23 protein-coding genes are annotated in these 24,253 nt (G+C 68.4%); 11 read left to right on the top strand and 12 right to left on the bottom strand.

What is annotated here, in order from left to right; all coding sequences use genetic code 11:
- Positions 1-50: 50 nt before the first annotated feature.
- Complete coding sequence (locus FSV73_RS09980) at positions 51-797, top strand: SDR family oxidoreductase (RefSeq protein ID WP_145007262.1); 747 nt, start codon at positions 51-53, stop codon at positions 795-797.
- Between the two features lie 3 nt (positions 798-800).
- Here the strand turns inward: FSV73_RS09980 and FSV73_RS09975 are convergent, their stop codons facing one another.
- The 4 genes from FSV73_RS09975 to ptsP form a co-directional block, all read right to left on the bottom strand.
- Positions 801-2,156: a chloride channel protein gene (locus tag FSV73_RS09975; RefSeq protein ID WP_145007260.1), complete on the bottom strand. Its 1,356-nt coding sequence runs from the start codon at positions 2,154-2,156 to the stop codon at positions 801-803.
- A 73-nt stretch (positions 2,157-2,229) separates the two neighbouring features.
- A complete protein-coding gene (locus FSV73_RS09970) occupies positions 2,230-3,987 on the bottom strand; it encodes a PTS fructose-like transporter subunit IIB (RefSeq protein WP_145007259.1) in 1,758 nt (585 codons plus the stop codon).
- The gene (gene pfkB / locus FSV73_RS09965; protein WP_145007258.1) at positions 3,984-4,952 is read right to left on the bottom strand and encodes a 1-phosphofructokinase; all 969 of its coding nucleotides are present in this window, start codon (positions 4,950-4,952) and stop codon (positions 3,984-3,986) included. Before pfkB ends, FSV73_RS09970 begins: the two co-directional genes overlap by 4 nt.
- A complete protein-coding gene (ptsP, locus tag FSV73_RS09960) occupies positions 4,949-7,831 on the bottom strand; it encodes a phosphoenolpyruvate--protein phosphotransferase (protein ID WP_145007257.1) in 2,883 nt (960 codons plus the stop codon). Before ptsP ends, pfkB begins: the two co-directional genes overlap by 4 nt.
- Before the next feature lie 281 nt (positions 7,832-8,112).
- On the opposite strand from ptsP, the gene cra reads away from it, so the two are divergent.
- Positions 8,113-9,105 (top strand): catabolite repressor/activator, encoded by a 993-nt coding sequence (gene cra, locus FSV73_RS09955; protein ID WP_145007255.1) that lies wholly within the window; start codon positions 8,113-8,115, stop codon positions 9,103-9,105.
- Positions 9,102-9,899 carry a TatD family hydrolase gene (locus tag FSV73_RS09950; protein ID WP_145007254.1) on the top strand — a complete coding sequence of 266 codons (798 nt, stop codon included), beginning with the start codon at positions 9,102-9,104 and terminating at the stop codon, positions 9,897-9,899. Before cra ends, FSV73_RS09950 begins: the two co-directional genes overlap by 4 nt.
- Here FSV73_RS09950 and ampD read toward each other — a convergent pair.
- On the bottom strand, positions 9,896-10,447 hold the full coding sequence (ampD, locus tag FSV73_RS09945) for a 1,6-anhydro-N-acetylmuramyl-L-alanine amidase AmpD (protein WP_145007253.1): 552 nt from the start codon (positions 10,445-10,447) through the stop codon (positions 9,896-9,898). The two genes, FSV73_RS09950 and ampD, sit on opposite strands and share 4 nt — an antisense overlap.
- Positions 10,447-10,923 (bottom strand): FAD/FMN-containing dehydrogenase, encoded by a 477-nt coding sequence (locus tag FSV73_RS09940; RefSeq protein WP_186309202.1) that lies wholly within the window; start codon positions 10,921-10,923, stop codon positions 10,447-10,449. Before FSV73_RS09940 ends, ampD begins: the two co-directional genes overlap by 1 nt.
- A gap of 83 nt (positions 10,924-11,006) precedes the next feature.
- Between FSV73_RS09940 and FSV73_RS09935 the strand changes: the two genes are divergently transcribed.
- The gene (locus FSV73_RS09935) at positions 11,007-11,486 is read left to right on the top strand and encodes an MOSC domain-containing protein (protein WP_145007252.1); all 480 of its coding nucleotides are present in this window, start codon (positions 11,007-11,009) and stop codon (positions 11,484-11,486) included.
- A gap of 257 nt (positions 11,487-11,743) precedes the next feature.
- Entirely contained in the window at positions 11,744-13,036 is a 1,293-nt protein-coding gene (locus tag FSV73_RS09930; protein WP_145007251.1) for an NAD(P)/FAD-dependent oxidoreductase, read from the top strand.
- 64 nt (positions 13,037-13,100) lie between these two features.
- Here the strand turns inward: FSV73_RS09930 and FSV73_RS09925 are convergent, their stop codons facing one another.
- The gene (locus tag FSV73_RS09925) at positions 13,101-15,281 is read right to left on the bottom strand and encodes a DUF1631 domain-containing protein (protein WP_145007250.1); all 2,181 of its coding nucleotides are present in this window, start codon (positions 15,279-15,281) and stop codon (positions 13,101-13,103) included.
- 286 nt (positions 15,282-15,567) lie between these two features.
- Here FSV73_RS09925 and nadC point away from each other — a divergent pair, with 286 nt between their 5' ends.
- Entirely contained in the window at positions 15,568-16,416 is an 849-nt protein-coding gene (gene nadC / locus FSV73_RS09920) for a carboxylating nicotinate-nucleotide diphosphorylase (protein WP_145007248.1), read from the top strand.
- 119 nt (positions 16,417-16,535) lie between these two features.
- A complete protein-coding gene (locus tag FSV73_RS09915; protein ID WP_145007247.1) occupies positions 16,536-16,757 on the top strand; it encodes a hypothetical protein in 222 nt (73 codons plus the stop codon).
- On the opposite strand, the gene FSV73_RS09910 is transcribed toward FSV73_RS09915, so the two are convergent.
- A complete protein-coding gene (locus FSV73_RS09910) occupies positions 16,745-16,981 on the bottom strand; it encodes a hypothetical protein (RefSeq protein WP_145007246.1) in 237 nt (78 codons plus the stop codon). The genes FSV73_RS09915 and FSV73_RS09910 overlap by 13 nt on opposite strands.
- Positions 16,953-17,804, bottom strand: a complete 852-nt coding sequence (gene purU, locus FSV73_RS09905; RefSeq protein WP_145007245.1) for a formyltetrahydrofolate deformylase — start codon at positions 17,802-17,804, stop codon at positions 16,953-16,955. Before purU ends, FSV73_RS09910 begins: the two co-directional genes overlap by 29 nt.
- A 295-nt stretch (positions 17,805-18,099) precedes the next feature.
- Here purU and mvaT point away from each other — a divergent pair, with 295 nt between their 5' ends.
- Entirely contained in the window at positions 18,100-18,483 is a 384-nt protein-coding gene (gene mvaT, locus FSV73_RS09900) for a histone-like nucleoid-structuring protein MvaT (RefSeq protein WP_145007244.1), read from the top strand.
- Positions 18,484-18,763: 280 nt separating this feature from the next.
- Here mvaT and sbcB read toward each other — a convergent pair whose 3' ends face one another.
- The gene (gene sbcB / locus FSV73_RS09895; protein WP_145007242.1) at positions 18,764-20,224 is read right to left on the bottom strand and encodes an exodeoxyribonuclease I; all 1,461 of its coding nucleotides are present in this window, start codon (positions 20,222-20,224) and stop codon (positions 18,764-18,766) included.
- A gap of 109 nt (positions 20,225-20,333) precedes the next feature.
- On the opposite strand from sbcB, the gene FSV73_RS09890 reads away from it, so the two are divergent.
- Genes FSV73_RS09890 through FSV73_RS09880 form a run of 3 tightly spaced genes read left to right on the top strand, consistent with a single transcriptional unit; the run spans position 20,334 to position 23,357 of the window.
- Positions 20,334-21,554 (top strand): DUF4350 domain-containing protein, encoded by a 1,221-nt coding sequence (locus tag FSV73_RS09890; RefSeq protein WP_145007241.1) that lies wholly within the window; start codon positions 20,334-20,336, stop codon positions 21,552-21,554.
- Positions 21,532-22,527 (top strand): AAA family ATPase, encoded by a 996-nt coding sequence (locus FSV73_RS09885; protein ID WP_145007240.1) that lies wholly within the window; start codon positions 21,532-21,534, stop codon positions 22,525-22,527. The genes FSV73_RS09890 and FSV73_RS09885 overlap by 23 nt, the downstream gene beginning before the upstream one ends.
- Positions 22,524-23,357: a hypothetical protein gene (locus FSV73_RS09880; protein ID WP_260856055.1), complete on the top strand. Its 834-nt coding sequence runs from the start codon at positions 22,524-22,526 to the stop codon at positions 23,355-23,357. Before FSV73_RS09885 ends, FSV73_RS09880 begins: the two co-directional genes overlap by 4 nt.
- On the opposite strand, the gene FSV73_RS09875 is transcribed toward FSV73_RS09880, so the two are convergent.
- Positions 23,318-23,680 carry a PilZ domain-containing protein gene (locus FSV73_RS09875; RefSeq protein ID WP_145007238.1) on the bottom strand — a complete coding sequence of 121 codons (363 nt, stop codon included), beginning with the start codon at positions 23,678-23,680 and terminating at the stop codon, positions 23,318-23,320. The genes FSV73_RS09880 and FSV73_RS09875 overlap by 40 nt on opposite strands.
- A 56-nt stretch (positions 23,681-23,736) precedes the next feature.
- Positions 23,737-24,123, bottom strand: a complete 387-nt coding sequence (locus FSV73_RS09870) for a tetratricopeptide repeat protein (protein WP_145007236.1) — start codon at positions 24,121-24,123, stop codon at positions 23,737-23,739.
- Between the last annotated feature and the right edge of the window lie 130 nt (positions 24,124-24,253).

Genomic DNA, 24,253 nt, shown 5'->3' with positions numbered 1-24,253 from the left:
ATCAGACGGTTAGCCGTTACCCCTACCCTCTCTAGTGCGAGGTTTCCGACATGCGCAAGACCCTGCTCATCACCGGCGCGAGCCGCGGCATCGGCCGCGCCACGGCGCTCGGCGCCGCCCGCCGTGGCTGGAACGTCGCCTTCAACTACCGCCAGGACGAGGCCGCGGCCCAGGCCACCCTGGCCGAGCTCGAGGGCCTGGGTGCACAAGGCCTGGCCATGCGCGGCGACGTGGCCGACGAGGCTCAGGTCAAGGCGCTGTTCGCGCGTACCGTGGAGCGTTTCGGTGGGCTGGACGGCTTCGTCAACAATTCCGGGATCGTCGATCACGCGCAGCCGCTGGTGGCGATGAGCGCCGAGCGGCTGCGGCGGATGTTCGAGGTCAACGTCTATGGCGCCTTCCTCTGCGCCCGCGAGGCCGCCCGCCACCTGTCCCGCGAGCAGGGCGGCCGGGGTGGCGCCATCGTCAATGTCTCCTCCATCGCCGCGCGGCTGGGCTCGCCCAACGAATACGTCGACTACGCCGCGAGCAAGGCGGCGCTGGACACCCTGACCCTCGGCCTGGCCAAGGAACTGGGTCCGCACGGGGTGCGGGTCAATGCGGTGCGACCGGGCGTGACCCTCACCGACATCCATGCCAGCGGCGGCCAGCCGGGTCGCGCCGAGCGCCTGGGCGTGACCACGCCACTGGGTCGCGCGGGCGACGCCGAGGAGATCGCCGCCGGCATCCTCTGGCTGCTGTCGGACGAGGCCTCCTACACCACCGGTGCGCTCCTGGATATCGGCGGCGGCCGCTAGGTTTCAGTCGCGCCGGGGCGTCAGGGCATCGAGCACCTGCTTGGACAGCGCGTGATAGAGCGGTACCGGCATCAGCCAGCCGGACACGGCAGCGGCCAGCAGGCAGACCGCCAGCACCGGCAGGGCCATGTCCGGGCTGTGGGCCAGCTCCAGGGTGATCACGGTAGCGGTCAGCGGCGTGCGGGTGACCCCGGCGAGATAGGCGGCCAGCCCCAGCAGGGCGCACTGCGGCAGGCTGAGGGCGGGTAGCCAGTCGACCAGCCAGGGGCCCAGGGCGGCGCCCACCGCCAGCGAGGGGGAGAACAGGCCGCCCGGCACCCCGGCCAGGTAGGAGACGACGTTGGCGAGGAACTTCCACAGCAGGAAGTCGCCGCCGGTCAGGGGCTCGCCGGCCAGAATGGCATGGGTCTCGGCGTAGCCGGTACCGAACACGTGCTGGCCGGAGAACAGTCCCAGCGCGGCTAGCAGCAGTCCACAACCCGCGGCGAAGGCCACCGGCCGCTGCCGGCGCAGGGCGTTGAGGCGGCCCAGCCAACCCTGGTCGGTGGGCAGCACCAGGCGCCCATAGCAGCCGCCCAGCAGTCCGCCGACCACACCGATCACCGCGACCCCGAGCCAGCCGAGGCCCCAGGTGAGGTGCAGGTCCAGGGCGCCGAGGTAGCTGTAGGGTCCAACGATCCCCAGGGTGACGATGCCGCCGAGCAGCACCGCGGTCAGCACCAGGCCGCTGAAGCGCTGCTCGAAGGTGTGGGTCAGTTCCTCGATGGCGAAGACTACCCCGCCCAGAGGGGTGTTGAAGGCCGCGGCGATACCCGCGGCGCCGCCGGCGAGGATGAGTCCGGACAGGGTGCGGCGGCCATGCAGGCCGAGGCGCTTACCGAAGCCATAGAGCAGCGCCGCGCCGACGTGCACGGTCGGTCCTTCCCGCCCCACCGAGCCCCCTACCAGCAGGGCGCCGGCGGTGAGCAGCAGCTTGGTCAGGGCGATGGGCGGCGCCAGCAGCCGGGCGCGCAGGTCCGCTTCGGGGCGTTCGAGGGTGGCGATGACCTGGGGAATGCCGCTGCCGCGGGCATCGCGCAACACGCCTTGCGTCAGCCAGACCAGTCCGGCGAAGCCCAGGGGCGTGACCAGCCAGGGCCAGAGGGCACTGTGCTGCAGCAGCTGCTGAAAGAGGCCGAAGGAGGCATCGGCGAGCCAGGCGAAGGTCAGGCCGGCCAGGCCCACCAGTACCGCCCCGACCCAGAAGGCGATCCGCTGGCGCCATTCGCGCAGTCGTCGACGGCGACGATGCCGCAGCAGGTGCAGGCGGCGCCGGGCGGCGACCTCGGGATCGGTATCGGGAAAGACGGGATCGGACATGGTGGCGAGGGCACCGGGAGGTGGGAGCCTCCCAGTGTAACCTCTTGTTACAGCAGTGTTGCCAGCGTCTGGATCAGGCCGCCGGGACCAGCTCGGTGGCGGCTTCGTTGCGCTTGAGCACCGCGTAGATGACCCCGGTCACCAGGCTGCCGGCCGCGATGGCCGCCAGGTACAGCCAGGCATGGCTGATGGCGTTGGGGATCAGCAGCACGAAGAGGCCGCCGTGAGGCGCCATCAGCTTGCAGTTGAACAGCATGACCAGGGCGCCGGTCAGGGCGCCGCCGATGACGCTGGCCGGGATCACCCGCAGCGGGTCCTTGGCGGCGAAGGGAATGGCGCCCTCGGAGATGAAGCACAGGCCCAGTACCGAGGCCGCCTTGCCCGCCTCGCGCTCGCTCTGGGCGAACTTGCCCCGCGCCAGCAGGGTGGCGATGCCCATGCCGATCGGTGGCACCATGCCGGCGGCCATGGTCGCGGCCATGGGCCCGTAGGTCTTGGACGCCAGCAGGCCGACGGTGAAGGCATAGGCGGCCTTGTTGATCGGGCCGCCGAAATCGATGCACATCATGGCGCCGAGGATCAGGCCGAGCAGCACGGCGTTGCTGGTGCCCAGGTTATTGAGGAAGTCGGTGAGCCGACTCAGGGCGCCGGCGACCGGGGTGCCGACCAGGTAGATCATCACCAGGCCGACGATGAGGCTGGCGAACAGCGGGATGATCAGGATCGGCTTGAGCGCCTCGACGCTGGCCGGCAACTTCACGTGCTGGGCGATGGCCTTGGCCACGTAGCCGGCCAGGAAACCGGCGATGATGCCGCCGATGAAGCCGCTGCCCAGGCTGGCCGCCAGCCAGCCACCGATCATGCCGGGCGCCAGGCCCGGGCGGTCGGCGATGGAATAGGCGATGTACCCGGCCAGCACCGGGACCATCAGCTTGAAGGCCGATTCGCCGCCGATCTGCATCAGCGCCGCGGCCAGGGTGCCGGGTTCCTTGAACGCCTCGATGCCGAAGACGAAGGACAGCGCGATCAGCAGACCGCCCGCCACCACCATCGGCAGCATGTAGGACACCCCGGTGAGCAGGTGCTTGTAGACGCCCGCGCCTTCCTTCTTGGCGGGCTTGGCGCCCTCCCCGGCGGCCGGCACGGCGCTGCCGGCCAGGGTCTCGCCCTCGGCCAGGGCTTTCTGGATCGTCGCCTCGGGTTGCTTGAGGGCGACCCCGGTGCCACAGCGATAGACGCGCTTGCCGGCGAAACGCTCGACGTTGACCTCGATGTCGGTGGCCAGGAGCACCACGTCGGCCTCGCGGATGGCCTCGGCCGGCAGCGGATTCCGGGCACCCACCGAGCCCTGGGTTTCCAGGTGCAGGCGATAACCGAGCTTCTTGGCGGCGTTCTGCAAGGCTTCGGCCGCCATGAAGGTATGGGCGACGCCGGTCGGGCAGGCGGTGATGGCCACCAGTCGCGGGGTTTCGCTGGCACTGGCCGGGGCGCTCGGCGCGGCGCCACTGGCCGTGGGAGCCTGCTCCAGCACCTTGGCCTCGCTGGCGGCGCGCTGCAGGAAGGCATCGACATCGCGCAGGGCTTCGGCCGGGGCGGCGCGGTAGACGCGCTTGCCGACGAAGCGCGCCAGGTCGACGGCGCCAGTGTGGACCACCACCACCAGATCGGCGCGCGCCACCTGGTCGTCGGTCAGCAGGGTGGCCTCGGGGCCGTCGTGGATCTCGACGCTGGTGGTCCAGCCGCGGCGCTGGGCGGCGGCATCGAGCAGGCGCGCGCTGAGCACGCTGGTGACCATGCCGGTCGGGCAGGTCGTGACAATGGCGATGTTCATGGGGTTACCCCTGATTCTTGTTCTAGCGGAAAGTCGGGAAGGATGCGCACCCGCACCTGCTCTTCGAAGGTGGCGAGTCGCGCGGGATCGTTGATGCCGAAGCCGATCTGGGTGACCGCCAGGGCGGCGATGGCGGTGGCCGTGGCCAGGGTGCGCTCCGGCGTCTGGCCGGTGAGCAGGCCATGCAGCATGCCGGCGAGCAGGGAATCCCCGGCGCCGACGGTGCTGGCCACGGTCACCTTGGGCGGCTGCGCCTCCAGGGTCTGGGCGCCATACCAGCGCACGCCCTCGGCGCCCTGGGAGATCACCAGGTGCTCGATGCCCAGGGCCCGCAGCTGCTCGACCAGTAAGGCCTGCTCGGTGGCGGTCTCGGCGGGGGCACCACAGGCCTCGGCCAGTTCCTCGGTATTGGGCTTGATCAGCCAGGGACCGGCGGCCAGGGCGGCGCGCAGCGCGGCACCACTGGTGTCCAGCGCCACCGGCAGGCCGAGCGACTTGAGTCGGCCGATCAGCGCGGCCAACCATTCGGGCGTTACCCCGCGCGGCAGGCTGCCAGCCACCACCACGGCATCATGGCCGGCGGCGATGCGGTCGAGGGTCTCGAGCAATTCCTGCTGGGCGGCGGCCGACACCTCCGGGCCCGGCCCGTTGATGTCGGTGATGCGGCCAGCGGCCTCGGCCAGCTTGAGGTTGCTGCGGGTCTCGCCCTCGACCCGCACGAAGGCATCGGTGAAACCGCGCCGGGCGAACAGGGAGTCGAAGGCGGCCGCATTGTCGGCACCGAGGAAGCCACTCACCGTCAGCTCATGGCCGAGGTCCGCCAGCACCTGGGCGACGTTGAGGCCCTTGCCGGCGGCATGGACGATCACCGCCTCGCTGCGATTCACCGCGCCGGGCTTGAGTTCGGGCAGCTGGACGGTGAGGTCCAGCGCCGGGTTGAGGGTCAGGGTGAGGATCCGGCTCATGGCAGGACCTCCACGCTCTGCCGGACTTCGGCGGCGGTGGCCAGCTCCAGGGCCCGCGCGGCGCAGGACTGCACCAGGCGCAGATCCAGCTCGCGCACCCGCGCCTTGACCAGCGGCACGCTGCGCGCCGAGACCGACAACTCGTCCACCCCCAGGCCGACCAGTACCGGCACCGCCAGGGGATCGGCCGCCAGCTCGCCGCAGACGCCGACCCACTTGCCGTGGGCATGGGCGGCGCGCACCGTCATGTCGATCAGGCGCAGCACGCTGGGGTGCAGGCCATCGGCCTCGCCCGACAGCAGCGGATGGCCGCGGTCGATGGCCAGGGTGTACTGGGTGAGGTCGTTGGTGCCGACGCTGAAGAAGTCCACTTCCGGAGCCAGCACCGGCGCCAGCAGCGCCGCCGAGGGCACCTCGATCATGATGCCGACCTGCAGGTCGGTGGTGGGGATCTCCTGGCGCAGGCGGTCGAGGATGTCACGCGCCTGGCGCCATTCCTCGACCCGGCCGATCATGGGGAACATGATCCGCAGCGGCCGGCCATCGGCAGCCTTGAGCAGGGCGCGCAGCTGGGTTTCCAGCAGCTCGGGACGGCGCAGGGTCAGGCGGATGCCACGGACACCGAGGAAGGGATTCTCTTCCGGCGGCAGCGGCAGGTAGGGCAGCGGCTTGTCGCCACCGACGTCCAGGGTGCGCACCACCAGCGGCTTGCCGGCCAGGCCATCGAGGGCGCGGCGGTATTCCTGCTCCTGGGCCGCCTCGTCGGGCGCCGCATCGTGGCTCATGAACACCAGCTCGGTGCGCAGCAGGCCGACGGCTTCGGCGCCCTGCTCCACCGCCGCCGCGGCCTGGGCGGTATCGCCCAGGTTCACGGCGATCTCGACCTGATGGCCATCACGGGTGGTGGCGCTTTCAAAGCGCCGGGCCTCGGCGGCGCGGCGACGCTCGGCCTGGACCTCCCGCTCGCGCTGCACGGCGTCGATCCGCGCGGCATCCGGGGCGATTTCCAGGGTGCCCTTGTCGCCGTCCAGCAGCAGTACGCTGCGCGGCGCCAGCTCCAGCACCCGCCGGCCGGCGCCGACGATGGCCGGGATGCCCAGGGCGCGGGCGACGATGGCGCTATGGGAACTGGCACCGCCGCGGGCGGTGAGGATGCCGCAGACGCGCTCGCGGTCGAGGCGGGCCACGTCGCCGGGGCCAACCTCGTCCATCACCAGCACATAGGGTTCTTCGGGCTCGCGGACCGCTTCGACGCCACAGAGCTGGGCCAGCACCCGGCGCCCGACGTCGCGCAGATCGGCGGCACGCTCGGCGAGCAGGCGGTCGTGCAGGGCTTCCTGCTGGCTGGCCGCCTCCTCGATCTGGGCATCCCAGGCGGCTGCGGCACTGGCATTGGCCTTGAGCCGGGCGGCGATGCCCTGCTGCATGTCGGGATCTTCCAGCATCTCCAGGTGGGTCTGGAAGATCTCGCGCAGGGCGCTGGACTCGCTACGGGCGATCAATGCCTCGATGTCGGCGCGCACGGCGGCCAGGGCGACGTCCAGGCGCTGGCGCTCGGCCGCGGCACCTTCACCGGTGGCGGGATAGTCGAATTGCTGGGGCGCCACCACGTGGGCCGGGCCCACGGCCAAGCCCGGCGCGGCGGCCACCGCCTGGGCTTGGTCACCCGGCGCCAGCGGCAGTTGCTCGGCAGGGTCCACCAGGCTGATGGCGGTGACCCGGGCGGCGCCGGCCGGGGCCGGGGCGCTGGCGGTGACCGGCTCGACCTCTTCGCCGAGTCCGGCCTGCACCGCGCCGATCAGATCGCTCAGGGCCGCCTCGGCTGGAGTGCCGGGCTCGACCAGGAATTCCAGGGTCTGGCCACGACGGGCGCCCAGCGCCAGCAGGCGCGACAGGCTCTTGGCCGAGACCGGAGCGCCACCGTCGACGCGTACGCGGATTTCGCCGTCGTAGGCCTTGGCCAGCCGCGCCAGCTCCTTGGCCGGGCGAGCGTGCAGGCCGTGGGCGTTGGCCAGCACCACCTGGGCGCTGGGCCAGTCGGGCGCCACTTCGCCACCCAGGGCTTCGAGCACGGCGCGGCGCGAGGTGGCCTGGGCCAGTTCCTGGCCACGGCCGGCGACCAGCAGGTCGCAGAGGCGTTCGAGCAGGGCGCGGTGGCCCTCGCCCAGGCTGGCCAGACAGAACAGGCCACGTACCGGCTGGTCCTGGTGATGCAGGATCTGCAGCGGGGTGACAAAGGCCAGGCCTGGGCGCTTCACCGAATTCTCGCTGTTCAACCACCAGAGGCCGTCGCCCAGGGGTAGCGGCTGGCTGGCCTGCAGGGCACCGGCGAAACCGGCGCCGACGCATTCCATGTGCTTGAGCATGCGCGCGCCTTGCCAGGCCAGGTCTTCCAGGTCTTCGGCGTCGATGGCCAGTTGGACCAGCTCTTCGTCCAGCGCCAGGGCCTGGGGCGCGCCCTGCAGCAGGTCGAGGATCTGCTGGGGTTCGCGGGCCTCGCGCAGCGCCTGCTGCAGGTCGCTCTCGCCCAGGGCACGGGTCAGCAGCTGCAGGATGCGCAGGTGCTCGTCGGACTTGGCGGCGATGGCGATGGCCAGGTAGGTCAGTTGCCCGTCCCCCCAGTCCACGCCTTCGGGGAATTGCATCATCCGTACGCCGGTGACGAACACTTGGTCGCGGGTCTGGGGCGTACCGTGGGGAATGGCGATACCCTGGCCGAGGTAGGTGGAGCCCTGGGCCTCGCGGGCCTTGAGCCCCTCGAGATAACCCGGGGCGACCAGGCCATCGGCGACCAGGGATTCGGCGAGCATGGCCAGGGCGGTCGCCTTGTCGGGCGCCTGCTGGGCCATGCGGATATGCTGGGCGTTGAGTTCGAACATGGGAAGGATACCTCCGGCGCCGCGCGCCCGATCCTGGCGCCGTGCCTTTCTTGTAATAGATGCTTGCCGGCTCGCTCGACCCTGCAAACACGCCCGAACAGGCGTGGCAGGGCGTCGGGTAGAGGCGTGACAGCCCTCGGACAACAGAAAGCTGAAACGTTTCACCCAATGGGACTGGAACGTTACTCGATAATCGCCGATCCTTGAAGCACAACACACAATAAAGACCGTCGCGTGTCTGCCGCATCCCGCAGGCGCTTCAGGTCCGATGAGGAACAGGCGTGAAACTCAGCGACATCGCCCAATTGGCTGGCGTATCCCTCACCACCGCGAGCTATGTCATCAACGGCAAGGCCGCGCAGCGACGCATCAGCGCGGCCACCGTGGCGCGGGTCATGGCGGTGGTCGACGCCCATGGCTACCAGCCCGACCAGCGCGCCGCCGGCCTGCGCCGCGGGGCCACCCATACCCTGGGATTCCTGCTACCCGATCTGGAAAACCCCAGCTACGCCCGGCTGGCCAAGCAACTGGAGCGGCGGGCGCGGGCGCGCGGCTACCAGTTGCTGATCGCCTGCACCGACGACAATCCCGACAGCGAGCGCCAGCTCATCGCGCTGTTCCGGGCGCGCCGGTGCGACGGCCTGTTCACCGCCAGCAGCCTGGCCGAGGACGACGCCCCCTACCGGCAGCTGCAGGAACACAGCATCCCGATCATCGCCATCGATCGCCAGCTCGATCCCACCCAGTTCTGCTCGGTGGTCAGCGATGACCATGCCGCCGGCCGGCAGCTGGCGGCCACCCTGCTCACCCCCGACACCCGCAGCATCGCCCTGATCGGCGCCCGCCCCGACCTGGTCATCAGCCGCGAACGCGCGGCCGGCTTCGCCGCCGCCCTCGTCGACCACCCGGCGCGCCACTGGGAGCGCCATGCGCCCCACTACAGCCGTGATGGCGGGCGGGCCCAGGCCCAGGCGATGATCGAGGAACTCGGCCACTGGCCCGAAGCCCTGCTGACCACGTCCTACGTGCTGCTGCAGGGGGTGCTGGACGTCCTCCGCGACCACCCCCTGGCCGAGGGCGACGGGCTGCGCCTGGCCACCTTCGGCGATACCCAGTTGCTGGACTACCTGCCGTTCAAGGTCAATGCCATCTCCCAGCAGCACGAGGTCATCACCGAGCGGGCCCTGGAGCTGATGCTGGATGCCCTGGAAAACGACCACTACCTGCCCGGGGTCCAAGCCATTCCGAGGGTGCTCAAACACCGCCTGCCATGAGCCTGCTGATCGACACCCACAACCACCTGGACTATCCAGGCTTCGACGCCGAGCGCGCGGCGCTGCTGGCGGAGTGCGCGCGACTCGGCGTGGTGCGCCAGGTGCTGATCGGCGTCGAGCGCAGCCAGTGGCCGCAACTCTGGCGGGTGGCTCTGGAAAATCCGGGCCTGTATGCAGCGCCTGGCCTGCATCCGCTGTACCTGCAGCGGCATCAGGAAGCCGATCTCGAAGCGCTGCAGGCCTTTTGCCTGGATCATCGAGCGGATCAACGGCTGTGCGCCCTCGGCGAGATCGGCCTGGACTACTTCATCGAGGCGCCGGACAAGCCGCGCCAGGCCTGGTTCTTCGAGCAGCAGGTGCGCCTGGCCATGGAGCTGGAACTGCCGGTGCTGCTGCACGTGCGGCGTGCCCATGCTGACGTGGTGAAGATCCTCAAGCGTCTCAAGCCACCCCGGGCCGGCATCGCCCATGCCTTTTCCGGCAGCTACGAGGAGGCGCGGGAGTACCTGCGCCTGGGCTTCAAGATCGGCCTGGGCGGCGCGCCGACCTGGCCCCAGGCGAAACGCCTGCAGCGTGTGCTGCCGCGACTGCCGCTGGAGGCCATCGTCCTGGAGACCGATGCCCCGGACATGCCGCCGGCGATGCACCCCGAGGTGCGCAACAGCCCCACCCACCTGCCGGCCATCTGTGCGGCCCTCGCGCCGCTGTGGAACGTCTCGGCCGAGACCCTGGCCGCGACTACCACCCGCAACGCCTGCGCGGTATTCGGCTGGGACCCCGGCCAGCTGGCCTAGTCCTGCAGCTCCTCGTGCAAACGCCGCCAGTCGAACGCGGGCCCCGGATCGGTCTTGCGCCCCGGCGCTATGTCGCTGTGCCCCTGGATCCGCGCGGCGGTGATCGCGGGATAGGTACGCTGCAGCGCCCGGGTCAGGCGCCCTAGGGCCCGGTACTGGGCGTCGCTGTAGGCGAGGTCATCGGTGCCTTCCAATTCTATCCCGACGGAGAAGTCGTTGCAGTTCTCGCGCCCCGCGAAACAGGAGACCCCGGCGTGCCAGGCTCTCTGGTCGCAGGAGACGAACTGGGTCACCGCGCCCTCGCGCTCGATGAGAAAGTGGGCGGCCACCCGGAGGTCGACGATCTCCTGGAAGAAGGGATGGGCCGCGTGGTCCAGCCGATTCTGGAAGAACGCCTGGACACAACCGGTGCCGAACTGCCCGGGCGGCAGGCTGATGTTGTGGATCACCAGCAGCGACACCTCGGTGTCGGCCGGCCGCTCGTTATGGTTGGGCGACGGACACAGCCGCGCCTCGCGGTACCAGCCCTCGACGAACACCCCGTCCATCAGCGCGCCTTGGCCTTGAGCGCATCGCGCAGGGCGATGGCGTCGCTGAATTCACGCTGGCCGACGAAGCGCCCATGATCGAGCATCACCCAGAGCACCCTGTCCGCCTCCCCGGGGAAACGGGGCGCGACCCGCGATGCGCGGTCGAGCAGCACGGGATAGCCGTACTTGCGCAGGGCCGGCACGGCGAACAGGCGGGTGATGGCGGCGGGCATGCCACTGATGTCGGCGATGTAGATCACCCGGGTACCGTCGATGAAGCTCGCGGGCTGGTCGCGCAGGGCTTCCTTCACCAGCCCGGATCCGGTCATGCTGCGGGCGACCAGCAGCACCTGCGCGCGATCATCGAAGGTATAGGGCTGGTCGCGCTGGTCGAGCAGAGTAAAGGGCGCGATGCGCTCACCCGGCTCGAGCGCCAGGGCGGTCAGCGGCAGCAGCAGACACGACAGTAACAACGCCAAGGCTCTCCCGCGCATGGCATCCTCTCCCGGGTGATCCATCGAGGCCGTTATCCTGCCCTACCGGCCGGCCAGGCACCACCTTAGCGTCGAGGAGCTGCATGATCCCACTCAAAGAATTGCTCGCCCAGGTTCCCCAGTCCGGCGCAGTCCGCTGGATCGGCGTGCGGCCCGTGGCCCGGGCGCCCATGGTCGAGATCGAGGCGGTGGAAGCCCGGCGGGATGCCGGCCTGACCGGCGACCACGCCCGGCCCACGCCACGCAACCAGCGCCAGGTGACCCTCATCCAGTGGGAACACCTGCCGGTGGTCGCCGCCCTGATCGGCAGGCCGGTCGCTCCCGGCGACCTCAGGCGCAACCTGGCCATCGTCGGGATCAATCTCTTCAGCCTGAAGAATCGCCGCTTCCGCATCGGCCAGGCGGTACTGGAAACCACCGGCTGGTGCCAACCCTGCGCACGCCTGGAAGAACGCCTCGGTCCGGGCACCTTCCAGGCCATGCGCGGCCACGGCGGCCTCACCGCCCGGGTACTGGAAAGCGGCATCATCCGCCTCGGTGACCAGGTACAGGTGCTGGATTGACCCCAGTATCCCTAGGGTCGAATGGCTGCCCCAACCCGGTTAAACTAGGCCTACCTCTCGTCGTGGCGAACGTCTTCAGGTAGGCGAATGCATGCCGTTGCCCTTGAAACCCCTGGCTTTTCGCCCATCTTCCAAGTGGGTTGCGGCGCCTTTCAGCCGCCTCGACGCCCCCCAGATTCCGTCCGGCCCGGGACTGCGCCCGCTTGCGGCGACGCGCCCGGACCTGCCAGCGCTTTCCTTCCCTATGAGTACCTTCCATGACCCATCGCATCGTTATCGTCGGCGGCGGCGCCGGCGGCCTGGAACTGGCCACCCGCCTGGGCCGTAAGCTGGGCAAGCGCGGCCAGGCCAAGATCGTGCTGATCGACGCCAACGCGACCCATATCTGGAAACCCCTGCTGCACGAGGTCGCCGCCGGCTCGCTCAACTCCACCGAGGACGAACTGAGCTACGTCGCCCAGGCCAAGTGGAACCACTTCGACTTCCAGCTCGGCCGCATGACCGGCCTGGATCGCGATCGGCGCAAGGTCCAGCTGGCGGCCATCGAGGACGACGGTGCCATCCTGGTGCCCGAGCGGGAGATCTGCTACGACTCCCTGGTCCTGGCCATCGGCAGCACCACCAACGACTTCGGTACCCCGGGCGCGGCGGAGAACTGCATCTTCCTCGACACCCGCGCCCAGGCCGAGCGCTTCCACCGCAAGCTGCTGACCCATTACCTGCGCGCCCACATCAGCGAGCAGCCGGGTGAATTCATCGAGGTCGCCATCGTCGGCGCCGGTGCCACCGGCGTGGAGCTGGCCGCCGAGCTGCGCAACGCCGCCGAGGAACTGCAGGCCTACGGGCTCGACCGCATCCGCCCCGAAGACCTGCGCATCACCGTGGTCGAGGCCGGTCCGCGCATCCTGCCGGCCCTGCCGGAGCGCATCGCCGGGCAGGCCCATCGCACCCTGGAAAAGCTCGGGGTACGGGTGCTGACCGGTTCGGCGGTCAAGGAAGTCCGCGCTGACGGCCTACAGACCGCCGGCGAATTCGTCCCCGCCAGCCTCAAGGTCTGGGCGGCCGGCATCCGCGCCCCGGCCTTTCTCAAGGAGCTGGCCGGCCTGGAGACCAATCGCATCAACCAGCTGGTGGTGCACTCGACCCTGCAGACCAGCCGCGATCCCAACGTCTTCGCCCTCGGCGACTGCGCGGCCTGCCCCCTGACCCCAGGCGACACCCGCACCGTGCCGCCCCGCGCCCAGTCCGCCCACCAGCAGGCCTCCCTGCTGGTCAAGAGCTTCAAGGCGTTGCTGGACGGCCGGCCGCTGCCCGAGTACCACTACAAGGACTACGGCTCCTTGATCTCGCTGTCGCGCTTCAGCGCCGTCGGCAACCTCATGGGCGGCGCCCTGGGCAGCCTGACCCTAGAAGGCTGGCTGGCACGGACCTTCTACGTCTCCCTCTACCGGATGCACCAGGTCGCCCTCTACGGCCCGCTGCGCGCCCTGGCGCTGTTCGCCGGTGATCACCTGAGACGCAAGACCGAGCCACGCCTGAAGCTGCACTGAGCCACAGGCGCGCGGATACGAAAAAGCCGTCCCCAGGGACGGCTTTTTTATGGATACCGCCGCCTCAGGACGACGACTGGCCGCGCAGGTTGCCGATCACCGAGGTCATGGCCCGGTCGAACAGCAGCGCATCGTCCAGCAGCCGTACCCGGCCTTCCTGGTAGTCCAGCGCCAGCTCTTCCCGCGTCCGGTCCAGCACCTTCATGCCGGTCCGATTGACGAAGACCAGGCGCCCCATGGGCCGGATGATCGCGGCCAGCTTGCAGCGCAGCTTCTGCTCCACATCGAGGATCTCCAACCAGGCACCCACCGACAGCGCGTCCACCCAGTCGAGGGATTCACTGGTCAGCCCGGCGATCCGATCGACGCCGCGCGGCAGTTCGAACGGCTCTTCGACAGGCGCCGGTGCGGGCACCGCGGCCGCGACCTCGGCGTCGACCGCTTCGGCGCGGGTCTGCTGGAAGGTCTGCACGTGCAGCGATTCGAGCTCGGTGAAGAATTCGGAGGTGGAGAAGGGATCGAAGGCGGCACTTGCCAGGCCTTCACGCAGCGCCTTGAGCAAGCCCGGCACCATTTCCAGCAGCCGCTGGCGCGAGGCCACGTCGTAGTGCGGCTGGATGCTCCAGATCAGGTCGTCCATGGCCTGCAGCGCCGCGCGCCATTCGCTGGAATCGTAGCCCTGCTTCAGGCAGGTCAACAGCAGGACCTGGCTCCAGGCCTCGCGCAGGACGCGCTGCACGGCGGCCGGCAGCGGGTGCTCCTGCAGGCGCTGGCTGAGCACGTGCTCGACCTGCAGCCGGGCGATCTCGGCCCGGGCGCGTCCTTCTTCGGCGTCACGGGTGCGCTGTTCGAGCAATTCGCTGCGGCGCTGCTCGTCACTGACGTAGGCCATGAAGTCGGCCAGCAGCTCGGCGAAGATCTCCGGATCGTCGACGAAATCGCTCAGCAGCCGCTGCACGATCTGCTCGATCTTCTGGTAGAGGCCGTCGCGCTGCAGATCGCTCTGCTCGCCCCAGCCGAGGGAGGCAGCGGCGATCTCGTTGAGCAACCGCCGCGCCGGATGGCTGCCACGACTGAAGAAGGTCTTGTCGAGCACCGCGACCTTGAGCATGGGGATCTGCAGCCGGGCGATCAGCGCCTTCAGCGAATCCGGCAGGGTGAGGTCGTCGAGGATGAATTCGAAGAGCATCGCCACCAGGTTGATGACGTCCTCGTCGACCTGCCCCACCACCCGCTTTCGCCCGGAGCGCTCGCTGATCCGGCCCAGCGCCACGCCCAGTTGCGCCCTGAGGTCGTAACCGTCCAGGGACTGGCTGGAAATCTGCTGCTGCAGGTGGGACAGCAGGCGCATGAGGTCGTAGCTGGTGATGACCTGGCCATCGCCGGCCGCCGCGCCGCTGTCACCGGACGGCGCGCCACCCAGGCTGCCGCCGCTCGGTGCGCGCAACTGGGCGAGCAGGCCTTGCAGGGTACCGAAGAGTTCCTGGCCATCGTCCTCGCTGTTGACGTGCGCCGGCGTACGCCCGCTGTAGCCCTTGGCGGAGCGCCCCGGCACCTGCTGGGGAATCGCCTTGAGCTGCGGCAGCACGCCGGCATCGACCAGTTGCCGATTGGATTCCGCGTACAGCTGGCCGAGGCCGTTGAGCACGAAGCGCTCGAACAGCTTGTAGATGATCAGCTTGACCTTGATGTCGGTGTCGAGATCGCGACAGGCCTCGACGAAGGCCTCGCACAGCCGGCGCGGCCCGAGGGGATGGGTCGCGTCGTCCAGCTTGCTCGACAGCTGGGTATTGAATCTGATGGTCAGGTGACTGATGGCCATGGCGTTGTTGCTCAGCGCCTTGGCCACCATGGTATCGACCGCCACGCTCTCTTCCAGCACATCGTTCTGCACCAGGCTCAGGTCTTCGTAGGAGACGCTGTCGAGGCGCATTTCCGGCTTGCTGCCGACCAGGTTGTTCAGCGCCGCGAAGCGCTCGAAGTACTGCTGGAGAAAACTGCGCTCGATACTCTTGCGCCGCAGGCGCAGGTCGCGCATGGCTTCGAAGTAGAGGCTCTGCTCCTGGTTGCTGCCGGCCCGGTCGGCCATCTCGAACAGGGCATCGTCGGCATTGTCGAACAGCTGCTGCAAAGAGGCATTGAGTCGCTGAGCGGCGCGATCTCGAACCGGTAAAAGTACTGCGGGCAATCGGGAAGAGGACTCCCCGAGCGCCTTGAAATGAACTACGTTTACGTCGTTCTGCACCACCGCCTCCCACAACCGTCCTTGCGTTCGGCTGAATCGCGTTCCACTACAGGAGCATTGAACAACGTTGGCCGCCCTGGCCGCGAGGTGAAACGTTGTCGAAGTGCCATTATTTGCTTTGGTACGGCATCGACCAATCGGCATCTGCACAGTACATGACAGGGTTCACAAGGCACCTGTCCGACAGCGCCTGCCCTTAGAATAACTCAACGTTGTCTATCTCAGATCGTCAACCTCCCCTAAAGTTGCCCGCGCGTCCGCCGCTATCCCCTACCGGAGTCCGTTCATGTCCAGCGCCACCCTGCCCGAGCTTGCCCAGGTCATCTCCGACAACGTCGCCGCCGCGCTGCGCGAAGACGTCGGCAGTGGCGACCTCACGGCGGGCCTGATTCCCGCCCACCAGCACGCCCGGGCGCGGATCATCACCCGCGAAGCGGCGGTCGTGGCGGGCACGGCCTGGGTCGACGAGGTGTTCCGGGTCCTGGATCCGCAGGTAGCGGTCACCTGGCACGTAGCCGATGGCGAGCGGGTGGCGCCGGATCAGCCGCTGTTCGAACTCCAGGGACCGGCGCGGGCGCTGCTCACCGGCGAACGCAGCGCCCTCAACTTCCTGCAGTTGCTGTCCGGCACCGCTACCCGCTGCCGCCACTACGCCGACCAGGTGCGGGACACCCAGGTACGCCTGCTCGACACCCGCAAGACGCTGCCCGGCCTGCGCCGCGCCCAGAAGTACGCGGTCACCTGCGGCGGCTGCCACAACCACCGCATCGGCCTGTTCGACGCCTTCCTGATCAAGGAAAACCACATCGCCGCCTGTGGCGGCATCGCCCAGGCCGTGGCCACCGCTCGCCACTTGGCGCCAGGTCGGCCGGTGGAAGTGGAGGTGGAAAACCTCGGCGAACTGGAACAGGCCCTGGCCGCGGGGGCGGACATCGTCATGCTCGACGAGCTGAGCCTCGCCGACATGCGCACGGCGGTCGCCCTGACGGCGGGAAGGGCCAGGCTGGAAGCCTCGGGTGGGGTCAACGAAGACACCCTGCTGGGCATCGCCCAGACCGGGGTCGACTACATCTCCATCGGCACCCTGACCAAGGACGTCAAGGCCATCGACCTGTCGATGCGGATCCTGGACTGAGCGGGATAGGCAAAGGGCCGCGCGGCGGCTAGACTCCGCAGCCGCGCCCCCGGGCGCACCGGCTTCGAGCGGTCCTGGCGACCGCTCGCCCCTCGCGACACTCGAACAAGATCGAACCCGTGACCAAAGACCAACTTCGCGCTGAACTGGAACGCCAGGCCCAGCGCTACCAGGATGTATACGGTGGCGAAATCGTCACCTACGCCGCCCAGCCCAAACCCGATCGCAAACCCTGGAAGAAACGTCCTACCGTGCAGGACGAGGTGTTCGCGTCGGAAGTCCGCAAGATCGCCGACCTCAAGGCCAAGACCAGCGCCGAGTCCGTCGCTCAGGACGACTGAGGGGCAGCCGCCGCGTCGCCCTCCGGCGCAGCGGCGGGCTCAGCTGCCGCCTGCAGCCGACGCCACAGCTCCGCGGCCGCGCCGAAATCGGCGCCGCTCTCTTCGGCAAGGTCCTGCAGGTCATAGCGGGCCAGGCAGCCCTCGCCCAGGCGCGCTGGCGCCTCGGCGGTACCGGGTACCGCCGGGGAGTCGCGATCAGTCGAAGATGACGGTCTTGTTGCCATGGACCATGACCCGCTCTTGCAAGTGGTATCTCAGACCACGCGACAGCACCATCTTCTCCACGTCCTTGCCGAGGCGGACCATGTCCTCGACGTTGTCCCGGTGGCTGACGCGTTCCACGTCCTGCTCGATGATGGGGCCGGCATCTAGCTCCTCGGTCACGTAGTGGCAGGTGGCACCGATCAGCTTCACACCCCGTTGCGCCGCCTGGTGATAGGGCTTGGCGCCGACGAAGGACGGCAGGAAGCTGTGGTGGATGTTGATCACCTGATGGGCGTAGCGGGCGCAGAGATCGGGTGGCAGGATCTGCATGTAGCGCGCCAACACCACGGTGTCCGCCTGGTGCAGGTCGATCAGCCGCGACACCTCGTCGAAGGCCGGCTGCTTGTCGGCGGGATCGACCGGTACATGGAAGAAGGGAATGCCGTGCCACTCGACCATGCTGCGCAGGGTGTCGTGGTTGGAGATGACGCAGGGGATCTCGCAATCCAGCTCGCCGCTGTGCCAGCGGTGCAGCAGATCGGCCAGGCAATGGGATTCGCGACTGGCCATGAGTACCACGCGCTTGCGCTGGGCCGAATCGGTGATCCGCCACTGCATGGAAAACTCCCGCGCAATGGGCGCGAAGGCCTGGCGGAAGCCCGCGAGGTCGAACGGCAGGGAATCGGCGCGGATCTCATGGCGCATGAAGAACCAGCCACTCTCCGTATCCGAATGGTGGCTCGCTTCGGTAATCCAGCCGTTATAGGTCGCCAGGAAGTTGCTGACCTTGGCCACGATACCTACCCCGTCCGGACAGGCGATCACCAGACGAAACGTTTGCATAGCACAACCTCGCGCGAAAAGGGGCTGCATTCTAGGCGCAGTCGCAGGCAGCGTCGAGCGGTGCCCAGGCAGGGTGGCTGGACGATCCGGTCACGGAAGCAGAGCGGTCAAACAATTGCCCGCGGCGAAGTTCCGCCAATGCCGTAACGAAAGTTGCTGGCTGCTGGCAAAGCCCGTTGAAAAAACAGCGGCCCCGTTAATTATTCACCGGTGTCTGCCTAGTTTACTTATCCCGATAGCCAACCTATGATACAGGCACTTTCATCTCTGCATCAGCACCAGACAAAGGCCAGCCATGTCGCTCATCAATGAATATCGCCAGACCGAAGAAGCCATTAAGGAACTGCAGGAGCGCCTGAAGTCGCTGCAGCAGGACGACAAACTGCAACGCGAACTGGAGTTCGAAAAGAAACTCCGTTCCCTGATGGGTGAGTACCAGAAGTCCCTGCGTGACATCATCGGCATCCTCGATGGCGAAGCCAAACCCGCACGCCAGGCTCGTACCAACAAGGCCAGTACTGCCAGCACCCCCAAGCGGGCGCGCAAGGTCAAGCAGTACAAGAATCCGCACAATGGCGAAGTGATCGAAACCAAGGGTGGCAATCACAAGACCCTGAAAGAGTGGAAAGCCAAGTGGGGCTCGGACGACGTAGAGTCCTGGGCGACCCTGCTGGATTGATCTGAAAACGCCGGTTCGCCGGCGTTTTTTTTGCCTCCCTGGCCGGCAAGCGCGGCGCGGCAAGGTGCTTACCGCCCTGTAACGGCCGAGTACCTGGCTACCGGGATCGATTCTTCTTGATCCTGGGTGTTCGCTGGCAGATGCCTTTGCCTGGTTCACCGCAAGACGCACTCTTTTGCGAAGGCGCACCTAAGTGCTGGCTGCCGTTCTTAAGAAAACTTGCTATCCCTGGCAATGTTTTTAGGCAAAAACCTAGTAGACAACTACCGTTGTCGCGACGTTAAGTCGCACTGCCGGCCGAACTCTCCAACCGTCGCATCAAGACGCGGACATGGGCGGACCAGGCATCGAGAATCGGCAATAGATCACTGGATACTTCACCCCGCAGCTGTTCGGCCAGGGTAAAGAATTGACCGCAGGTCAGTTGGCCATGTCCTTCTTCCTGCAAGAGTCGCAGCCGACAGAATTCCCGCCAACGGGCGCCCTCTTCCGCCGTCAGTAACTCGGGAAAGTTACGCGCACGGTAGCGAAAGAACATGTCGGGATGACGTTCGTCACGAAAGGCCCAAGTTTGGCTGCCCAATTGTTCGGCCGGACATTGGCGAACTCGCTCGCAGAGGCTTCGCTCTGCGGCATCGATGAAGCCGTCATAGAGTTGCAATTCCGCATCCTGCTCCTTTAGCTGTCCCGCGAGTGCAGCGGGCTCGGTGTAGAGCGCCTGGAGCTTGGGTTGCCAGTTCGACCGCTGGTCGAGCAGGCGGCGGACGGTGCGCCACACCGCGGCCAGGTCGAAGCCCAGGCGCTCCGTGTCTGCAGGACGCAACACACTGAAAGGCGCCAGGACCGGGCATTTATTGATCTGCACCAGCTTGAGCGGCACGGGCAGCTCGCCCTCCGCCAGATCCTCGCGACGGGTGTAGAGGCGCTGGCGCAAGGTGTCGGCATCGAGCTCCAACAGGGGCTCGGGTGCGGCGTCGAGGTCGCAGACGATCAGGGCGTTGCGATTGACCGGATGCCAGGCCAGCGGCAGGACCGGCGCAAGGAAGTGCCGCTCGGCACTGAAGCGGCCGGAAACGTGCAGCAGGGGTTCGAGCAGGCGGATGCGCGCCTGGACCGCCTTCTTCTGCCGCTGCGCCCAGAGATAGTCGTAGAGCCGCGGCTGGCGCTGCCTGACCAGCCGCGCCAGGGCCAGGGTGGCCCGGACATCCGCCAGGGCATCATGGGCCTGGCCATGCTCGATGCCATTGGCCAGGGTGAGACGATCCAGCCGCAGGGAGACGCGCTGATTCTCCTCCGGCCAGGTGAGGCTCTCCGGGCGGAAGGCATAGAGGGCCCGGATCAGGCCGAGCACGTCCCAGCGACTGTTACCCTGCTGCCACTCGCGGGCGTACGGATCGTGGAAGTTGCGATACAGGCTGTGCCGCACCATCTCATCATCGAAGCGCAGGTTGTTGTAGCCGACCGTACAGGTATTGGGCCGCGCGAGTTCATCGTGCAGGCGCTGCAGGAACTCCCGCTCGCGCAATCCCTGGCGCTGCAGGGTATCCGGCAGGATGCCGGTGACCAGGCAGGCGCGCGGATGCGGCAGGACATCGTCGCTCAACCGGCAATGCAGATTGAGCGGCGCGGCGATTTCGTTAAGGTCCAGATCGGTACGCACCCCGGCGACCTGCAGCGGACGATCCCGCCGTGGATCTATCCCCGTGGTCTCGAAGTCGTACCAGAAGATACTTTGCGTCACACCGCCCTCCCCTAGAATTGGCGCAGTCTAGCATCGTCAAGCGCCTTGCTCCCGGGCCCCCGTACCCGCTAGGCTCTGGAGCCTGTCCACCCGCGTATCCGCTCCCCGCATGCGTTCAGTCGATCGGCTCTCCTTTCGCGTCAGGTGCCGACTGGTCGGCGCACGCCTGGTCGCCGCCGGCTTGGCCCTGACGCTGTCCCTGGCCTGCCACGCCGCGCCGGAGCCCCTGTCCTGCCCGCTACCGCCCCAGTCCGACAGTGGCCCGGCGAGCCTACGGCTGACCCATCAGGGGCTCGACAGCCGCGCCGCCCGCCAACTCGCCACTGAGCTCGCCGCCTCGACCGCAAACAGCCAAGATCCCCAGGCGCTCGCCGCGGCCTACCTGCGCCGGCTCGGCAGCCCGGTGCAGCGCAGCAGTCCCGAGCACCTCGACGCACTGCCGCCAACAGGGGGCGTACGCTTCTGGCTGGCCGGCAATCCACGCCTCACCGAACAGGACGCCCAGCGCCTGCTGGACTGGGTCGAGTCGGGCGGCCGGCTGGTGGCGGTCGCCGACGACAGTACCCTGGCTCTCAGCGCGACCCTGGGCGTGAGGCCAATGCCCACCCGCGAGCTGGGCGGCACGCCGCAACCCATCATGGCCCTGCCGCTCTGGCCCAACCTGACACAGCTGTACCTGGCCGACGACGACGCCCCCGCCTACCTCGGCTTCGACGACAGTCGCCACCTGTTCGATGTCGGCGACCAGGCCGAGGCCTGGGCGAGCAGCGCCAGCGCCACCCATCTGCTGCTGCTCCCCTGGGGCGCGGGCAGCGTCACCCTGCTGTCGGACACCGACCTCTGGAGCAATGGCCGCCTGGCCCAGTACGACAACGCCTGGCTGCTCTGGTACCTGACCCAGGGCGCAGCGGTCGTCATCGTTGCGCCAACGCCCCCCGCTCCGCTGTGGATCGAATTCCTGCAGCGCTTCGGCGTGGCTACCCTGTTGCTGGCGCTAGCGTTGACCCTCTGCTGGTGGCGGCGGCCAGCGGGCGGCAGCCGCGCAGCCCAGCGCTGGCCAGAGCTGGTCGCCGCGCTGCAGCGTGACCTCCAGCGCGACCTGCACCGCCGCCGTCCCGAACTCGCCGACCAGGGCGTGGCGGAGCGCTGGCACTATCTGGCGCGCCTGAGCGGCCTGAGCATCCGCGCGGTGGGCGAGGCGCTGCGCCCTGGGCCGGCGCGCCTGTCCGGCAAGGACTTCACCCGCCGTATCGTCCAACTGCGCCAGTTACGCCTGGCCCTGCGTACCCTTAGCCCGAGGAATTCCGATGACCGACACCGCCCCAGCTGATGCCAACCCGGCGGATACCGGCGAGGCGAGCGTGAAGGCGCGCGCCCTGGCCCGTCTGCAGGCCTTGCGCCAGGCGCTGCTCAGGGCATTGCCCGCGCAGGAGACCGCCGTGGATGGCCTGCTCGCGACGCTCCTCGCGGGCGGTCACCTGCTACTGGAAGGTCCCACCGGATCCGGCAAGACGCTGCTGGCCCGCGCCCTGGCCGCCAGCCTGGAAGCCGGCTTCGCCCGCCTGCACTGCCATCCCGCGCAAACCCTGGCCGAGGTCGCCGGGGAGATCGTCCTGGACAGCGGTCAGGACAGCGCCCGTCTCCGGCGCGGCCCGCTGTTCAACCCGCTGGTCATGATCGAGGATCTCCAGCGCGCCCCGGCGGTGGTCCTCAACCTCCTGGACGATGCGCTGCAGAGTCGCCAGGTGCTGCTGGAGGGCCGCCAGGTGCCGCTGCCAGCGCCCTTCCTGGTGATCGCCACCCGGGCGCCGGGCCACGATCTGCCCGTGGCGCTGCGGGATCGTTTCCTCACCCAGCTGCGCCTGGACTGGCCCGCGGAAAGCCAGGAGCTGGCCGCCTTGCGCCAGGCCGCCCAACAGGGCCACGGCGACCCCCTGGAAGCAGCGGCCCTGCGCCCCCTGCTGCACGCACGGGATCTACCCGCCCTGCAGCGCCTGGTGGCGAGCCTGCCGGTCCCGGAGTCTCTGCTGGACTACGCCGTGCGCCTGATCCGCCTCACCCGGGAATGGCCGGCCTTCGACCAGGGCGCCGGTCCGCGGGCGGGCCAGGCGCTGCTGCGTCTCGCCCAGGCGCAGGCCTTCCTGCGCGGCGGCGCCACGGTCGCGGTCGAGGACGTCCGCCACGCGCTGCCAGGCGTGCTGCGCCCGCGCCTGCGGCTGACCCCGGAACGGGAATTCGAGGGTGACAGCCTGGATGGCCAGATCCTCAAGCTGCTGGGGCAGTGTCCGGCACCACGCCCATGACCCCGAGCCGCCGTCTACCGCTCATCCTGGCCGCCCTGGCCCTGGTCAGCTTGCTGCTAGGGGTCGCGGCACCACCGCGCTGGCAAGGACTACCCGCAGCGGGTGCCGCGCTGGTGCTGGCGCTGGCGCTCCTGGAGCGGCAGCGGCCGCGCTGGCGCCAGATCGGATTCTGGCAGCATCCGCCTGCCGCGCCGCGCTTATCGCGGACTCCGCGGTACGCCGCTCCCTGGCACCTGTTGCTCGACCACCAGGCGCCCGATGGGCTCGATACCTGGCGACGGGACCGGGACCAGGTGCTGGAGCTGTGGCGGAACCTGGCGATCAGTGGCAATGACGTGCGCCTCTATGACCTGGCGCCCGAGCTGCGCCTGCTGGCGGCGGCCGCGCCCGGGCGCCCGCTGGTGCGGCCCGATCCGCCTGCGCCCAGGCCGACTACCACCGGCGACCTCAAATCCGCGCTGGCACGGCTATGCCGCCAGGCCGCGCCTGGAAGTGTCATCCTGGTGGTGGCGCCGCTGGAGGAAGCGGCCCTGGACTGGCTCGCCCGCCTGGACCTGACCGGGCGCGGACTGCGGCTCTGGGTGGTCGGCACCTCGCTGCGACTGGTCAGGGAACCCGACGAGATCCGCGACTGGCGCAGCGCCAGGCGCTATGCCGACGCCTGGCAGAGCGACATCCGCCGCGAGCGGCTGGCCAGGCGCCTGGAGCGTCTGGGTATCGGCTGGCTGGCGGCGAGCGCTACGGCGGATCTGCCGACCCGCCTGCTAAAGCAGTGGGAAGAGCGAGGCGCTCAGATCGCCGACTGTGACAGGCGACCGAAGGTGAAATAGTGCTGCAGCACGTCGATCAGCTCGGCGAACTCGGGCGGTGGCTCGGCGACGCTGAAGCCGGAATCGTAGTTGCCCGGCGTCACGTCTTCATGGCTCCACTGGCAGCGGGCATCGAAGTCGACGAAATGCAGCTGGCCGTCCTGGCCGGGAATCTTCAGGCGGAGTTCGAAACGCGCGTTCACCAGCATGGGCAGCTGGCTGATCATCAGCAGTCCCTCGCGGGAGATGTTGCCGATGTAGCCCATGGGCTTGTCGGTGAAGCGGTTGAACACCTTCAGGTAGTAGGGCAGCTGGTGGCGCTCGATACGACGATTCTGAGTCATGGTGCGATTCATCCTGCACACGGTAAAGCCACTTTACCGACAACGTCCTGGAAAGCTCAGCGCTGCGGTAGGTTTCGCACCGGTTGGGGCGTCGCAACGGCCGTTCCGCCATCTAGCCCCATTTGGCGCAGGGTGTCCAGTCGGGCCTGGGCCCGATAGGCATATTCACTGGCCGGATAGCGGGCCTGGATGAAACGATAGGTCTGGGCGGCGTCGCCGTACAGCTGCTGCTGCTCCAGGCACTGGCCACGCAGCATGGAGAATTCCGGTTGCAGCCAGGGCCGCGCCCGGCCCTTGCGCTCGGCCTGGGAGATCTGCAGCAGGGCATTGGCACAGTCGCCTTCCGCATAGGATTTGTAGGCGGCATTGAGATAGGAATTCATCGAGACACTGGTACAGCCCGTCAGGCCGAGCAGCAGGAACAGGCAGAGATAAGGGCGCATGGAAAGTCCTCCTGTTCGCTAGATCGGCGCCGGGGCCAGCTTCTTGAGGACGAACGACCATCGGTGTGACGAAGCTGCGAAAAGCCGTCATGTGCTGGCCACGCGGGAGCGCTACAATGAGCTGCGCTTC

The organism is Pseudomonas oryzihabitans, from assembly GCF_007665395.1.
Classification (GTDB): domain Bacteria; phylum Pseudomonadota; class Gammaproteobacteria; order Pseudomonadales; family Pseudomonadaceae; genus Chryseomonas; species Chryseomonas psychrotolerans_C.
Note: the sequence above shows the minus strand (reverse complement) of the source record. Positions and strands in the feature narration are given on the sequence as shown.

Excerpts from the sequence above, each read along its gene's own strand:
- FSV73_RS09980 (WP_145007262.1), top strand. The coding sequence starts at position 51 with ATGCGCAAGACCCTGCTCATCACCGGCGCGAGCCGCGGCATCGGCCGC.
- FSV73_RS09975 (WP_145007260.1), bottom strand. The coding sequence starts at position 2,156 with ATGTCCGATCCCGTCTTTCCCGATACCGATCCCGAGGTCGCCGCCCGG.
- FSV73_RS09970 (WP_145007259.1), bottom strand. The coding sequence starts at position 3,987 with ATGAACATCGCCATTGTCACGACCTGCCCGACCGGCATGGTCACCAGC.
- pfkB (WP_145007258.1), bottom strand. The coding sequence starts at position 4,952 with ATGAGCCGGATCCTCACCCTGACCCTCAACCCGGCGCTGGACCTCACC.
- ptsP (WP_145007257.1), bottom strand. The coding sequence starts at position 7,831 with ATGTTCGAACTCAACGCCCAGCATATCCGCATGGCCCAGCAGGCGCCC.
- FSV73_RS09950 (WP_145007254.1), top strand. The coding sequence starts at position 9,102 with ATGAGCCTGCTGATCGACACCCACAACCACCTGGACTATCCAGGCTTC.
- ampD (WP_145007253.1), bottom strand. The coding sequence starts at position 10,447 with ATGGACGGGGTGTTCGTCGAGGGCTGGTACCGCGAGGCGCGGCTGTGT.
- FSV73_RS09940 (WP_186309202.1), bottom strand. The coding sequence starts at position 10,923 with ATGCGCGGGAGAGCCTTGGCGTTGTTACTGTCGTGTCTGCTGCTGCCG.
- FSV73_RS09935 (WP_145007252.1), top strand. The coding sequence starts at position 11,007 with ATGATCCCACTCAAAGAATTGCTCGCCCAGGTTCCCCAGTCCGGCGCA.
- FSV73_RS09930 (WP_145007251.1), top strand. The coding sequence starts at position 11,744 with ATGACCCATCGCATCGTTATCGTCGGCGGCGGCGCCGGCGGCCTGGAA.
- nadC (WP_145007248.1), top strand. The coding sequence starts at position 15,568 with ATGTCCAGCGCCACCCTGCCCGAGCTTGCCCAGGTCATCTCCGACAAC.
- FSV73_RS09910 (WP_145007246.1), bottom strand. The coding sequence starts at position 16,981 with ATGGCAACAAGACCGTCATCTTCGACTGATCGCGACTCCCCGGCGGTA.
- purU (WP_145007245.1), bottom strand. The coding sequence starts at position 17,804 with ATGCAAACGTTTCGTCTGGTGATCGCCTGTCCGGACGGGGTAGGTATC.
- mvaT (WP_145007244.1), top strand. The coding sequence starts at position 18,100 with ATGTCGCTCATCAATGAATATCGCCAGACCGAAGAAGCCATTAAGGAA.
- FSV73_RS09890 (WP_145007241.1), top strand. The coding sequence starts at position 20,334 with ATGCGTTCAGTCGATCGGCTCTCCTTTCGCGTCAGGTGCCGACTGGTC.
- FSV73_RS09885 (WP_145007240.1), top strand. The coding sequence starts at position 21,532 with ATGACCGACACCGCCCCAGCTGATGCCAACCCGGCGGATACCGGCGAG.
- FSV73_RS09880 (WP_260856055.1), top strand. The coding sequence starts at position 22,524 with ATGACCCCGAGCCGCCGTCTACCGCTCATCCTGGCCGCCCTGGCCCTG.
- FSV73_RS09875 (WP_145007238.1), bottom strand. The coding sequence starts at position 23,680 with ATGACTCAGAATCGTCGTATCGAGCGCCACCAGCTGCCCTACTACCTG.
- FSV73_RS09870 (WP_145007236.1), bottom strand. The coding sequence starts at position 24,123 with ATGCGCCCTTATCTCTGCCTGTTCCTGCTGCTCGGCCTGACGGGCTGT.